Source organism: Bartonella sp. LB28NMGDW, assembly GCF_042194435.1.
In the GTDB taxonomy this organism is placed as follows: domain Bacteria; phylum Pseudomonadota; class Alphaproteobacteria; order Rhizobiales; family Rhizobiaceae; genus Bartonella; species Bartonella grahamii.
On record NZ_JBHIMX010000017.1, the window covers coordinates 1 to 12,414 of the forward strand.

A 12,414-nucleotide genomic window follows, 5' to 3' on the forward strand; every position below is an offset into this window, starting at 1 on the left:
TAGTCTTCATATTTGCTTGTAGGCAAACCTTTTGCTGTCTTACTGAGTACGTTGTAAACGTTTGAAGCAGTGACTTTACCCAAGCGCGCTTGAAACCATTCTGCTGTTCTTTGTTTCATCTCACACCGCAGTTCTCTGTTCGTGTGGCGTTGCTATATCGGCATCTTGTATAGTAGAATCTGTTTCTACCTTTTGCCTATTTTGTTTCTTTTTCAAAAGATGCAATACCGTTTGTGCTTGTCCTTCAGACATATCGTCAAGCTTTTTGACGTCGAAATGAGCAAGTATTTTTTCTTCTTCTGCTTGGGTTTGTACTATGAGTCTTCTGATTTCATTGATCTGTTGTGGAAAAGCCTTTTTAATAGGCGGGTTTCCATCCGTATCATCATCTTCACTCACGACATTAAGAAGCATACCTAACAGATATCTGCGTGCGTATGTGATTGCAGAACCAACCGATTGTATATTTGACTTGCATCCTTTCGTGTCATAAGGAAACTTTCCTTCTGTTGAGATTTTATTTCCAGACGGATGCGTCAAAGTCATTTCTATAATTATATTGTCTGAACTCTGTTCTTTGATACGAGAAAACAAAGCAAATCGGTGTTTTGCAAGAGTATTTTTTACAGCATCAATGTACTGGTCAAGGGTTGCATATTGGCTGTTTGTATGGGTGTTTGTAGAGTTTTTTTGTATTTTTTGATATTCTATTTGCATATTCGAAAGATCACTGGCAAATCTTTCGTAGTTTTGTCGTTCTATTTCTTTTTCTCGTAAGGCAATGAGACGCTCGAGACGGTCCATATCGACGTCATTTCCTAAGGCTTTATTTAAAATGCGTTCCATAGCAGTTTGTTCGACGGCTAAATGCTGTGTTTCTTCAATTTCTGTTAGGTTAGTGTTTTGTTCCCTCATCTTGATTTCCTACATTGCGCGCAATTCATCCGTGGCGTGAATCACGCATGTTTTAAAAAGTTGTTTGTGGGGTTAGAAAGGGACGTCGTCCCCTGTTAAGTTTTCTGTCTTTTCCTTGTAAACAATTTTGTAATCGGCATAAATTTGTGCGTCGCCATAAATTCTTGGATTACCATCAATAATTGCATATTTGTAAATTTGTGCGTCCCCAAAAATATCCCCCCCATATACTTTTGCGTTATCATAAACTTGTGCATTGCCATAAACGCGTGCAAAATAAGCAACTTTCGCGTTACCAAACACTTTAGCGCTGTCGTAAACTTCGGCACCACAATAAACCATAGCTTCATTATTAACCCAACAGTCGGCTTCATGACTTAGGTTGTCCTCATCCTCTATAAAGCCCCCAAGGTTACCTTTCTTGACGCCACCAAAATCTCTTAATGCTCTAATTCGGTGAAGCGTAAATCCATCAACATTAATTGTTTCATCTGTCAGTTCATATTTTTTCATCTGGTCTTTTCTCCAGTTGATATGGCGTTATAGTCATCAACGTGTGCGCTCTCGTAAACATGTGCATTATCGTAAACTTTTGCTTCTCCATAAATTTCTGCACGACCGTAAACGCGCGCTTCATCGAAAACGTGTGCGCTCTCGTAAACATGTGCATTATCGGAAACTTTTGCTTCATCGAAAACAAGTGCATTGCCATAAACACGTGCATCTCAAAAAACACAAGCCTTATACCAAATCCAACAATTGCCCTCATGGGATAAGTTGCCTTCATGCTCTATAAGACCGCCTAGGTCGTCTGCTTTAATACCACCAAAGTCTCTCAGTGCACGAATACGGTGAAGAGTTTTGCCATCAACCTCCGTTGTTTCATCAGTAAATTCGTATTTTTTTTGCATGGTTACATCCCTTAATTAATGCATGGTTTGTCTTTTAAGCTCTTGAGACAGCACACCAATTCCTTTTGCTGTGATTTTTGCGCAAGGAATGACTTTTTCTATTCCACTTGCGGTTTGAAGTGTGATGGTTGGACAATCCATAAGTTTCTTTTGGATTTTGTCTTGATAAGGAAGCAAATTTCCACCTGCTGCTCGTCTGTAAACCCAACCTTTTTGCTGTAAGAATTGAATGAATTGTTTTGGTTGCATCTCGAGTATTTTAGCGGTTTCTGTAAGACCAAAGAGTCCATTATGACGCTGTAAGCTTTCAAGAGCCATGGCTTTTGGTGTTAAATCTTCAATGATGGTGTCTTTTTGATCTATTTGACCTTGTAGGTAATTCAAAAAGCCAATCATAGCCTTTGGACTTGAATAGTCGATTTGTGGTATTACTGCTTGCTTTTCCAATTCTTGCCAACGGTCTATAATCCTAGCGCGTAATGTCATGCTGTAACCAGAAACTAAAATGAGGCATTCACGTTTAGGAAGGTTGTAACAGTTTTGGGGCTTACCCTGTTTATCTAAATAGGTGGATCCAAATTTGGATTGACCCCCTTCAGGATATAATTCTCCTAACATTTGTCGAATATCACGCATAATATGCGCATGTTGCTTACCGCATAACTCTGCAATTTCACGACTAGACATGGTTGGAACAGTTGTGTTTTGAAAATTGTTTTCAGGTATTGTAATAAAGTTTCGCATCATCACCCCCTTAATTAAGAAAAACATAAGTTTTGGTATAATATTCTGCCTAAGTTTCTATGGCGTTCTGCTTTAGCGATTTTCCTTGCTGCGTGAATTTTGAAGTAATGATTATCGGTTTTATCTGTTTCTATTTCAGATTTTGGACAAATCTTCTGTCTGTTCCATTCTTGTTTTGTAAAAACAAAATCCACGCCTTCTTTTAGATCAAACTTTTCAACACAATCGTTAAACCAAGTGGAAAAATCTTGTTTCAAATGTAAGTGCCTATGCATCACATGGGCTTTGACCATTTTGGCATAACCAATTTTGTTGTCTACCTCGTTTTCAGGTATGAGATATCCTTCACTATGAATATGAGTATCATGTGTGGTCATAAGTTTACTCTAATCAATTATTGATGAATGAAAGAGGGCGCTTTTAAATGCGCCCTTCAGAATTTAAAGCACATCACACGGACGTAAACGGTGTTGTTGTTCGTAAGTACCGTAAATCTCATCATTATATTTTTCGTCTGCGATCTCGTCTAAAAGTCTATTGTAAACATCACTTTCGCATATAAAGTAATGAACCTCACTATCTTCATCGAGACGTTCGATATTTTCTTTTACATATGCTTCTGCAATTTCTTCAGAGATATCTTCACAATTATTCTCAGAAGGATTGATGCGAAAGATTTGGATTGCATCATCTACCTCATCAACAATGCTTAGAATTTGGCTTGCATCAAGTGGTCCAGACTCTGCAATGTGTTGATCTTTATCGTAGGCAACTAATAAAATTTCATCAGAATTTATAAGAATTGGATTTTCCATAATTTCTCCTCCCTAACGCCTCTTGGCAATTGTTTGTGCGTGGTTTATGGATATATTAGTACATTATGCACTAAAGATAGTCAAGTACATAATGTACTATTTTTTTAAAAAAATAAAAAAAAGACGAATCACGGCACAATTTAGAGAATCAAAATTTTGCTGTTTACTGATAAAAATCAAGCAAACTTGCTTCAATCTGTTGATAGCAATCTAATCGATAACGTGAACAGAGAATCGTATTGTGTTTACATATCAAGAATAGTGCGCCGTACACGACCTATTATAGAGATAGCGCCTTCAAGTTTTGGAGCCTTTATTGTTTTGTCGTATGAAGCGGGCTGAAAAGGAGGATCATCATTAGGTCTGTATCGTTTATATGTCGCTTGTCCAGATTCATCTGCAATTACATAGCAGGCATTAGGCACAAGTTTTTTGTCTCGCATATTTACAAATATTATAGAATCTGGAGGGCTAATTTTATTCATAGATGCGCCATCTACACGTAAAGCAATCCATTCACCGGCAGGAAGATTAACAGCCTCTGTCATAGGATAATCTGAAAAATCCATTATCCCATCTTGCTCGCTTAGTTCTCCAGCGCTAATCCATGAAACGAGAGGAATACTTATATTGAGGTTAGGACTTTCTTGAGGAGACTCGCCATACAAAATCCACCCCGGATCTACATTAAATACTTGTCCATAGAGCTCGGCTATTTGGCGCGAAATACCACGATTTCCATTTTCGTGACTAATTAGGGTATTTTGATTAAGAGCTGGTACAGCGCGCGCAGCTTCGCTTGGTGTTGCATATCCAGCATTCTTACGCGCTATTTTAAGTCTATCTTTTGGCAAATAAGTCATTTGTACATTATCCACTATTTTTTTAATTCATTGTGTACGATTTTATCTTGATTAAAAGTTGTACGTAATGTACTATTTGTGTCATGGTTAATGATTTTTATGTCAAAAGTTTGATTGAATCTTGGGGATCTATACGCCAATTTGCAAAAGAAATTGGTTGTAGCTATGAGGCTGCGCGTAAAATGCGTGATCGCAATAGTATTTCTCCAAAATACTGGAATATAATTATTCAGTTGTCTAAAGCTAAGGGTCTATCTTGGGTTACACTAGATTGGTTCCTACATAATTATGGGAGTAAATCCCATAGAGTTATTCGTCCAATGACAAAACGAAGAAAAGATACGCTTCATCTGGTGAAGAAAATTAGTACAGCAAATGCATCACAAACAGTAATATCTTCTCATAGTGCTGCTCATACAGAAAATAACAAACATCAACAGCAGCATTCACACTCTTAAAGAAGAAAGATCAGAGATGATAGATGTCCCACAGATCACTATAAGCAAAGTCCAGTTGATTGATCTTGTTAATAATATTGGAGAGGCAACCATATATTATGGTGTCCGTTCGACTCAAGATGCATCTTTTGAAACAAGAATAGATCCCTCATCAACAGGTTATTTTGTCTATATGCTGTATAGTATCTTTGCGCGTGATGATAGAAATTATTTTCCATTATTGCCGTACGATGATTTTAATCAATGGTTTTCATCTGCGTTTACGCAAGCTTTTACAACTTGGTTTGATAATTATTTTTCTCAAGAGTTGTTATCTTTTTATCGCTTAAATGAGCTGATCTTGTTTATGATCTTAGTCAAAGATAAGCTTGATCTCTTAAGGCTTGATCTCTTAAGGGATGAAGTTATCAAAAAAAGAAATCAAATTAATAAATCATAGCATAAAAACGTTTTCCTAAGTAAATTAATCCAATTTTTTAAAGTCTATGAGGTCGGTTTGTGTCGTTACAGTCATTGTTGTTTCTGGTTTCAATGGGGATGTATGAGTAATGATTAAAGTAACTTGGGCTTTTATATCTTCTTCACGCGCTGCTACAAAAATAAGGATTCCTGTGTACTTATCTTCTAAGGGAGCTATAGAAATATTAACATCAATTTCTTGTCCCGTTCGAAAATCCTTTGCTTTCTCACAGTATCCGGATGATATTGTGTGTAACGTTGGTCTGGCATCAGGATTAACATATGATGCTTGCATTTGCCACAATCTTGTTTCCGGTTTGTATCTAATGCCATATCCAAGAATAAAGCGAGAACCATCTTTTAGCTTTATATTTAAAACGTGGATGACAGTTTGTGCATTGTTTTTTATTTTTAAACAAAGAAGCGTCCACTTGCCTTTTGTTGGAAAATGTGGGCCAGTTGTATATATGGAAGGTGGCGTTCCTAAATCCTCTACTCTTTTGTTATCTAACAAAAATTTAATATGTTCTTCTGACCATTTGGCAATATCTTTTGTCGATATCGCTTGCTCTTTAAGGGCTATCGTCTGTTCTTGGCTTTCTGCAAATTGCTTGCTTACCCATTCTCTATCTTCTTCTCGTTTTTTTGCAACTTTTTCTAAATCATCTTTCCGGATTTTGGCTGCTTCTTTACGGTCTTTATTTCTTAAAATAAGCGCTACTGAAAGCGACACAGCAAATGACACAAAACCTGTAAGAAATATCTTTATCCATTCTTGCATCTTTCCCCTCCCCACTTTTTTAGAATCATTGGGAGGTTACTTTTTCACAAACATTTTTGCAAGACAGGCAATCACAACGCGCTCTGTCATAACGCACGCATAAACACACAGCAACCTTAAGGGGGGATTATGATCACTAACGCACAAACCATTTTATGTCTTGATCTAGGGACCAAGACAGGCTGGGCGATATGCGGTGCGGATGGTCACATCATCAGTGGTGTCATGAATTTCCACCCCCGATATTTTGAAGTCGGTGGAATGCATTATTTACGCTTTAAGAGATGTCTATCAGAAATAAAACAGACAGTAGACAGCATTGACGCGGTGTATTTTGAAGAAGTGAGGCGTCATAATAGTACTGATGCAGTGCATATTTACGGTGACTTGTTATCAACCTTAACGACGTGGTGTGAACATCATCAGATACCGTATGAAGGCATTCCTGTTGGCACAATTAAGAAAGCAACAACAGGAAAAGGAAACGCATCAAAAGTAAAAATGATTAAGGCAATATGTTCCAAAGGACATACGCCTAAAGACGACAACGAAGCAGATGCTTTAGCAATTTTATATTTAATAAAAGCAGGAGGCGCGCATGTCTAATGGTATGCCATGGATAAGATTCCATTTGTATGACTGGATAAGTGGTACAGATGGAATGACGTTAGAGCAAAGGGGCGCTTATATGACGCTTCTCGTTCGCATGTACGATAAAAAAGCACCCATTAAAGAAGATTTTGAAACGCTTGCACGTGCTTGCAATTGCTCGCAGAAAAAATTTGCAACTATTGTCGAATACTTAATGAGGAATGATAAACTTGTTGAGACAGATAATGGATTGTGGAATACGCGTGTTGAAGAAGAGTTGAACGATTTTGCTGATAAAAAAGAGCACATATCGCAAGTTCGTAGTGAAGCTGGTAAAAAAGGTGCGCAAGCAAAAAATAATACAAAACAACATGTTAATAATTTTGCTGAAGCAAATGACAAGCAAAACGTTTTTTTTGCTGAAGCAAACGCTAAGCAAAATCAAGCTATAAAGAACCAGAATAAGAATATATATAAAAAAACTAAAACTATCGTTTTAGCAAAAAAAGAAATTGGTTCTGAAAGTTTAGCAACAATCGATTTGGTTGACGAACCAACAGAGGTTGCTGCTGTTGAAGCCACATCAGAGCAAATCACAACCTCATCAGACAACCAACCTCCCATTCACGAGCAAGAGAACGTTCCCAAAAAAGCAAAACGAGCGCAAGCTAATCGCGGTTGTCGATTGCCTGCGGATTTTGAACCCGATTACGATTTTGCCATTGCAGAGGGCTTGCCTCCAGAGCGCGTCAAAGTCGAAATTGCAAAGTTTCGAGATTTTTGGAAAGCCTGTGCAGGAAAGAATGCTATCAAACGTGATTGGCAAGCAACATGGCGTAACTGGGTGCGAAAGGCTATCGAGGGTTTAGAAAAAACGAAAAACACGAACAACAATGGTGGAAACAATGGAAATTACACTCAAAAGCAAAAAAGCATTGGGGAGCGTATCGCAGACAGTCTCCTTGATATCGGAAATCGAGGGTATTTTGAAACACATTCATGCGATGATACCTCCGAGCGGTCCGTTTGTTTTGAAGGATGGCAGCCAATTAACAAAACAACAGGAATCGATTGCTTTAGAAGCTGGTGATCAATTGCAAGAGCTCTTCGCAGTGAAAGCAGGTAAAGAGGATATAGCAAAAGCTATTCGCATGCTGTCGTGTGGTTTGAAAATAGCACAACAATCAGACCATGAGGGAATGGCGTTGACCTATGGAATGGTTTTGGAAAATGTCTCTGCATGGTCACTGATGACAGTGGTCAAACGGATTTTATGTGATGAAATAAATTGTTTATCCGATACGTTTTTTCCGAGCACGCGTGAATTTGTGAGGTTGTGTCGTGATTTGGAAAACGATCTTTTGAGAAAAGCCAATTTTGTACGCAATGCTGTTTTGAGATTCCGTGAAAAGGAGTTGAAAGAACAAGCAGAGAAAGAGCATTCAAGCCCCCTTACGGTTATTCACAAGCAAAAACTTGAAGAGACTCTAAATGGCATTGGTGGGATAATGAAACGCTTTAGTCCACAGCAAAATAGTGAAAAGTGCTGATCATTTTACGATTAGATATGCATTTAAATCGACAAAAAGGTACCTTAAAAAGCGATTTAAAGATTTTACGATGAAAAACATATCCGTAATATAAAACGCTCTGTACGGTCAAATTTTAGGTAAATAGACCAATTGGTAAAATTAGGATTAAAGCATGTTCATTTTTAAACATTTATTCTTAAAAAACCGTAAACAACCAATGCAAAAAGAGTTTGTTGCAACAGCTGTTGGTTATGTTCCTTGGGGGGACGGAGCAGAGGAGTATTTTTACAACCTCTACGAATATGAAGACGGCACAAGAGAATGTGAAAAGTTTGATGGCGGACAGTATTACAAAACACCTAAGAATGCCGATTTTAGTACCAAAGCGCAAGTAAAAGCATGGGTTTACGGTGGGAATATTCCGAAAAGCATTCTCAATTACGAACCTCTTATAGATGAGATCAATAAAGAGATCAAAAAATTATCGGAAGCTTCTGAAAAAACAATGATTAGATGCTAACTCATATCAGGAACAACTTGACAAATTTTTAAAAGCTATTAGGTTACGAGGCAGGCTTAAAACACCTGTAACCAATCGGTTCAACAGTATCCCGAAAGATCTGTTGCCCTTCATTTTATTATTCCAGGGTCTTCACATGTATGTCCAAGGGTAACCTAAAGATGTGAAGGACTGAATTGGTTCGGTTGTTTTAGCCCTGGATACTTAAACTTTTAAAACAAAGGAACCAATATTATGAACACACTCATTAAAATATCAGAAAAAATTATTGAACAAGAAATTGTGCAAACGGTCAATGCGCGTGAGTTACACGCATTCATGGAAATAGGAAAACGTTTCGCTACTTGGATTACAGATCGTATTAATCAATATACATTTGAAGAAGGTAAAGATTTCATAAAAACACAAGATTTGCGGTTCCCAAAATTGGGAAGCGCAAAATCTAGAGCTGTTACAGCAATAGAATATCATCTCACTCTAGACATGGCGAAAGAGCTCTCAATGGTTGAACGCAATGAGAAAGGACGTCAAGCACGCCGTTACTTTATTGAGTGTGAAAAGAAACTGAGAAACCAATCTGTTGATTATGATCGTGATACGCGCTTTGATTTGCCAAGCTATTGGGAAGGTATGAACGCTGGTGAAAAAGTTTTATATCTTTTAGGTCCAATTCATGTGCGTCTTCTTGATGCCTTCAGAGTAGATGAAGAAAACAGAAAATATAAAGCTCTCATTAAAGAAGCAAAACAGGTTCTAGCAAGGTCTGCCGTAAAAGCAGCTTAGATTTAAAAACATAACTCCCCATTTTAAAAGTGGGGAGGAAGTTAAGCCGCATTTTTGATTGTGATAACAACTTGCTTGCCAAGAACACTCAGTGCTTGCTCTAATGTTTGAAGCTTAGTTGGATAATTTGGATCAAGAATGCGTCTTGCTTCTGTTTCTTTTTTACCCAAACGATTAGCCAATTCTGTTTTTGTGATATTCGCTTCATTAAAGGCTTCTACCACTGCAAGTTTAAGAGCATTCCACGCATCTACCGTGACCTCTACAAGGTCTTTATATTGCTGTGGTACTGGTAAAGGTAAACCGCGCATAGGATAGCTCCGTAATGCTAACCCTAAAGCTTCAACAGCATTCTCTAATGCCTCAGTTCTATTTTCTCCAGCTGTTATTGCTTCTGGTACATCTGGAAAGGTTACAATAAAACCACCATCTGGATCAGATTCCAGTTTTGCTTGATACGTGTATTCCATGTTTAGGTCTCCTCGCCATGATCAAAATGCTTTTGAAACGAAAAATTAAAGCCGTTGAGAGAGTAACTCATACCCCCAACTGCTTTTTTATTATTTTCACGTAAAGTGGGGTCAATTCACCAGATTTTATAACGGTTGTCTTGTCTCCAAAAGTTACCAAATAATGTGACCCTTTACCTGCATCAGGAGCTTCACTGTAATGAATGCCTCTTTTTCTGGCTTCTTTACGTAACTCTCTAAGCAGTGCTTCTCGTTTCATTTAGCCTCCCCTTTCTGCATAAAATGAATATCGCACAAAAAGGTTCGATAGTCAACAATAAATCGAACAAAAAAGTTTGATACAGACTCTTAATGAAAGAATATTTATTGAAAAGTTAAAAGCAGAAATAAGAAAGCCGTGCCATTTGTGTGACATGGTTTTTTGATGAATAATTTGTCAAATAATATTATAATGTAATACTTAAAAAACTGTTATTAATAAACTGAAATAATTGAATAAATACGCAAATTATGCTAAGATTTTTTATGTATAAATTGCTAATCTAATGGGGCTACAAATATGCTAAATAAAGTGACGTTAATCGGACGCCTTGGTGCTAATCCCGAAAGCAAAACAATGAATTCTGGAGCAGAAATAGTCAATTTTAGTATAGCGACTTCTGAGAGCTATACAGATAAAAAAACCAATCAAAAAGTAGAGAAAACAGAATGGCATTCAGTTGTGATTTTTAATCCACATTTGGCAAAAATTGCACTTCAATATCTAAACAAAGGTTCAAAGGTTTACATAGAAGGAAAATTACAGACACGCAAATGGCAAGATAAAAATGGGCATGACCGCTACTCAACAGAGATTATCTTACCACAATTCAAAGGTGAATTGTATTTGCTTGATGCAAAGAAAGATCAATCGGCATCCCCTACCCCTTCACCTATTACTTCTCAAAATTATGCTATCGCTTCAGGTGCTCAAGATTATAGAACAGCTCTTAACGATAGCGTCCCATTCTGATTGAAAAAATATGGCTAAAAGAAAAAAACATGCAAAACGTGGTCGTCCTCGAATTAAAGGGTGTATCAGAGAACCAAATGGACGCATCTCACGAGCAAAAACACCGCATGAACCCATGGATAAATTGGCAATTGAAATGCGTGCCAAACGCTTCTGCTTGACCATAGAAGAGGCTAAAAATCCGCTTTCCGGTACCTATATCGGGCGGCTTTATCTGCAAGGTGTGATTAATCAAGACCAATATGATGCTGCACAAAAATATCTTGAAGTGAGAAACAATTACCTATGTGCAAAAGCATTGCCTAATGCAATTTATGATGAAATGCCTACAACTTCTGATAACGGAGCAAGAGAGAAATGGGTACAGAAGGCAACAGAACATCTTTTAGCTGTAAAAGATGTTGTTCAAGAAGCCCAATGTTTACACCGTCAATATAACCTTCATGCCGCATTACAGTATCTTGTTATAGAAGATCAATCACTACCACACCTTGTGCTTTCATTGCGCATTGCTCTTAATGCGCTTTATAAACATTTTACGCAAAACCGGTAGTTTTCAAGCGGCGTCTTGGATATTAATGGCAACCTCTTTTCCAAGAGCAATGAGAGTGGATTCCAAGGCATCTAATTTGGTTGCGTGGTTTAAATCCAACAATCGGTCAATTTGTGTTGGATGAAGTTTTAAAAGACGTACGAGATCAGCTTTGCGTAAGTTTTTTTCAATCATAGCGTTATGTATTGCAATTTTTAAAGTCACCAATGAAGATACTTCAACAAAAGGATAGGCAATATCACGATGTCCAAAGGGAATAGGTTCACGATCTTGAAAACGCCCCATAATGACTGTTAAAAGTGCATTTTTAGCCTGTTCCAAAGCCTCTTTTTCATCGTTACCATAGGTAATAAATTCCTGAAAGTCTTTAGAGACGACTAGAAGAGTATCATTGTCATCTTTGATAAATTTGATTGCATATTTCATTTACACCTCCATATTCAGGCTTATTTTAGGTCAAGATCTTTAAGAATCTTCTGGACTAATCCTGTTCCTAATTCTTTTCGCGTACCATGCATAGGTAAAACGGACTTTTTAGAACCGCGCTTTACAAGCAAATGTCCACCTTTCCCTGAAGTAAAACTGCAACCATGCTTTATAAGATATCTTTTCAATTCTTGACTATTCATTATAATAATATAACATCTAAAATGTTTCAATACAACATAAATGTTGCATTAAAGGAAAATAAAGGACATCTTTTAAAACACTATATTTAGGTAAAAAAATAAAAAAATACAATATATTGATTTTTTTGTTGACATGATGTGAAAAATCATATTTAATGACGCTACTGCACTAGTCTTATTGTGTCTAAAATTCAAAAATATCCTCAAAAATTCAGTAAAATATGAACTTGAAACGTGGCTAGAAAGCCCCGTTTTCTGGGTAATTCTGGCTAATCAATTTTTCACAGAATAAAAATCAATTTTTGACTAATGATGTCATTAATTATGACTCAAAAGGAGCAATGATGAAAGCTGTCATCACTAAGCCAATGTGTGTTG

The 12,414-nt window shown here is 37.2% G+C and carries 21 protein-coding genes and 2 pseudogenes; 9 read left to right on the forward strand and 14 right to left on the reverse strand.

Going from position 1 to position 12,414, the window contains the following annotated elements:
* The 9 genes and pseudogenes from ACFIKG_RS07760 to ACFIKG_RS07800 form a co-directional block, all read right to left on the reverse strand.
* Positions 1-119, reverse strand: a pseudogene (locus ACFIKG_RS07760) (exonuclease); the annotation flags it as partial.
* Position 120: 1 nt separating this feature from the next.
* Positions 121-915, reverse strand: coding sequence for an ERF family protein (locus tag ACFIKG_RS07765; protein WP_375652035.1), 795 nt, complete (start codon positions 913-915; stop codon positions 121-123).
* A gap of 72 nt (positions 916-987) precedes the next feature.
* Complete coding sequence (locus tag ACFIKG_RS07770; RefSeq protein ID WP_375652036.1) at positions 988-1,428, reverse strand: hypothetical protein; 441 nt, start codon at positions 1,426-1,428, stop codon at positions 988-990.
* Positions 1,425-1,625 (reverse strand): annotated as a pseudogene (locus tag ACFIKG_RS07775) (hypothetical protein); the annotation flags it as partial. The pseudogene ACFIKG_RS07775 and the gene ACFIKG_RS07770, both read right to left, overlap by 4 nt.
* 15 nt (positions 1,626-1,640) lie before the next feature.
* Complete coding sequence (locus tag ACFIKG_RS07780) at positions 1,641-1,826, reverse strand: hypothetical protein (RefSeq protein ID WP_375627124.1); 186 nt, start codon at positions 1,824-1,826, stop codon at positions 1,641-1,643.
* 15 nt (positions 1,827-1,841) lie between these two features.
* Positions 1,842-2,570, reverse strand: a complete 729-nt coding sequence (locus ACFIKG_RS07785; protein ID WP_375652045.1) for a Rha family transcriptional regulator — start codon at positions 2,568-2,570, stop codon at positions 1,842-1,844.
* A 14-nt stretch (positions 2,571-2,584) separates the two neighbouring features.
* Positions 2,585-2,947, reverse strand: a complete 363-nt coding sequence (locus ACFIKG_RS07790) for an antA/AntB antirepressor family protein (RefSeq protein ID WP_375627511.1) — start codon at positions 2,945-2,947, stop codon at positions 2,585-2,587.
* A 63-nt stretch (positions 2,948-3,010) separates the two neighbouring features.
* Entirely contained in the window at positions 3,011-3,385 is a 375-nt protein-coding gene (locus ACFIKG_RS07795; RefSeq protein ID WP_375652037.1) for a hypothetical protein, read from the reverse strand.
* Positions 3,386-3,630: 245 nt separating this feature from the next.
* Positions 3,631-4,248 (reverse strand): S24 family peptidase, encoded by a 618-nt coding sequence (locus ACFIKG_RS07800; RefSeq protein WP_375627036.1) that lies wholly within the window; start codon positions 4,246-4,248, stop codon positions 3,631-3,633.
* A gap of 83 nt (positions 4,249-4,331) precedes the next feature.
* Between ACFIKG_RS07800 and ACFIKG_RS07805 the strand changes: the two genes are divergently transcribed.
* Both ACFIKG_RS07805 and ACFIKG_RS07810 read left to right on the forward strand, forming a co-directional pair.
* Entirely contained in the window at positions 4,332-4,706 is a 375-nt protein-coding gene (locus ACFIKG_RS07805; RefSeq protein WP_375627509.1) for a hypothetical protein, read from the forward strand.
* A 16-nt stretch (positions 4,707-4,722) separates the two neighbouring features.
* Positions 4,723-5,145: a hypothetical protein gene (locus ACFIKG_RS07810; protein ID WP_375624052.1), complete on the forward strand. Its 423-nt coding sequence runs from the start codon at positions 4,723-4,725 to the stop codon at positions 5,143-5,145.
* Positions 5,146-5,169: 24 nt separating this feature from the next.
* Here the strand turns inward: ACFIKG_RS07810 and ACFIKG_RS07815 are convergent, their stop codons facing one another.
* Positions 5,170-5,946: a hypothetical protein gene (locus ACFIKG_RS07815; RefSeq protein WP_375652038.1), complete on the reverse strand. Its 777-nt coding sequence runs from the start codon at positions 5,944-5,946 to the stop codon at positions 5,170-5,172.
* Between the two features lie 129 nt (positions 5,947-6,075).
* Between ACFIKG_RS07815 and ACFIKG_RS07820 the strand changes: the two genes are divergently transcribed.
* The 5 genes from ACFIKG_RS07820 (at position 6,076) to ACFIKG_RS07840 (ending at position 9,372) form a co-directional block, all read left to right on the forward strand.
* Positions 6,076-6,552 (forward strand): crossover junction endodeoxyribonuclease RuvC, encoded by a 477-nt coding sequence (locus ACFIKG_RS07820; protein WP_375652039.1) that lies wholly within the window; start codon positions 6,076-6,078, stop codon positions 6,550-6,552.
* Entirely contained in the window at positions 6,545-7,627 is a 1,083-nt protein-coding gene (locus tag ACFIKG_RS07825; protein WP_375652040.1) for a YdaU family protein, read from the forward strand. The genes ACFIKG_RS07820 and ACFIKG_RS07825 overlap by 8 nt, the downstream gene beginning before the upstream one ends.
* Positions 7,569-8,087 carry a hypothetical protein gene (locus ACFIKG_RS07830; RefSeq protein WP_375652041.1) on the forward strand — a complete coding sequence of 173 codons (519 nt, stop codon included), beginning with the start codon at positions 7,569-7,571 and terminating at the stop codon, positions 8,085-8,087. Before ACFIKG_RS07825 ends, ACFIKG_RS07830 begins: the two co-directional genes overlap by 59 nt.
* Positions 8,088-8,241: 154 nt before the next feature.
* Positions 8,242-8,589 carry a hypothetical protein gene (locus tag ACFIKG_RS07835; protein ID WP_375652042.1) on the forward strand — a complete coding sequence of 116 codons (348 nt, stop codon included), beginning with the start codon at positions 8,242-8,244 and terminating at the stop codon, positions 8,587-8,589.
* Positions 8,590-8,823: 234 nt separating this feature from the next.
* Entirely contained in the window at positions 8,824-9,372 is a 549-nt protein-coding gene (locus tag ACFIKG_RS07840) for an antA/AntB antirepressor family protein (RefSeq protein WP_375627533.1), read from the forward strand.
* A 41-nt stretch (positions 9,373-9,413) separates the two neighbouring features.
* Here the strand turns inward: ACFIKG_RS07840 and ACFIKG_RS07845 are convergent, their stop codons facing one another.
* Positions 9,414-9,842 carry a type II toxin-antitoxin system HicB family antitoxin gene (locus tag ACFIKG_RS07845; RefSeq protein WP_375626922.1) on the reverse strand — a complete coding sequence of 143 codons (429 nt, stop codon included), beginning with the start codon at positions 9,840-9,842 and terminating at the stop codon, positions 9,414-9,416.
* Between the two features lie 67 nt (positions 9,843-9,909).
* Positions 9,910-10,101, reverse strand: a complete 192-nt coding sequence (locus ACFIKG_RS07850; RefSeq protein WP_004859817.1) for a hypothetical protein — start codon at positions 10,099-10,101, stop codon at positions 9,910-9,912.
* Between the two features lie 300 nt (positions 10,102-10,401).
* On the opposite strand from ACFIKG_RS07850, the gene ssb reads away from it, so the two are divergent.
* A complete protein-coding gene (ssb, locus tag ACFIKG_RS07855) occupies positions 10,402-10,854 on the forward strand; it encodes a single-stranded DNA-binding protein (protein ID WP_375652043.1) in 453 nt (150 codons plus the stop codon).
* A 10-nt stretch (positions 10,855-10,864) separates the two neighbouring features.
* Entirely contained in the window at positions 10,865-11,407 is a 543-nt protein-coding gene (locus ACFIKG_RS07860) for a hypothetical protein (RefSeq protein ID WP_375652044.1), read from the forward strand.
* Positions 11,408-11,410: 3 nt separating this feature from the next.
* Here ACFIKG_RS07860 and ACFIKG_RS07865 read toward each other — a convergent pair whose 3' ends face one another.
* Together ACFIKG_RS07865 and ACFIKG_RS07870 are read right to left on the reverse strand one after the other, a co-directional pair.
* Positions 11,411-11,833 (reverse strand): type II toxin-antitoxin system HicB family antitoxin, encoded by a 423-nt coding sequence (locus ACFIKG_RS07865; protein WP_375649820.1) that lies wholly within the window; start codon positions 11,831-11,833, stop codon positions 11,411-11,413.
* Between the two features lie 20 nt (positions 11,834-11,853).
* Positions 11,854-12,036 (reverse strand): type II toxin-antitoxin system HicA family toxin, encoded by a 183-nt coding sequence (locus ACFIKG_RS07870; protein WP_006589116.1) that lies wholly within the window; start codon positions 12,034-12,036, stop codon positions 11,854-11,856.
* Positions 12,037-12,414: the final 378 nt, after the last annotated feature.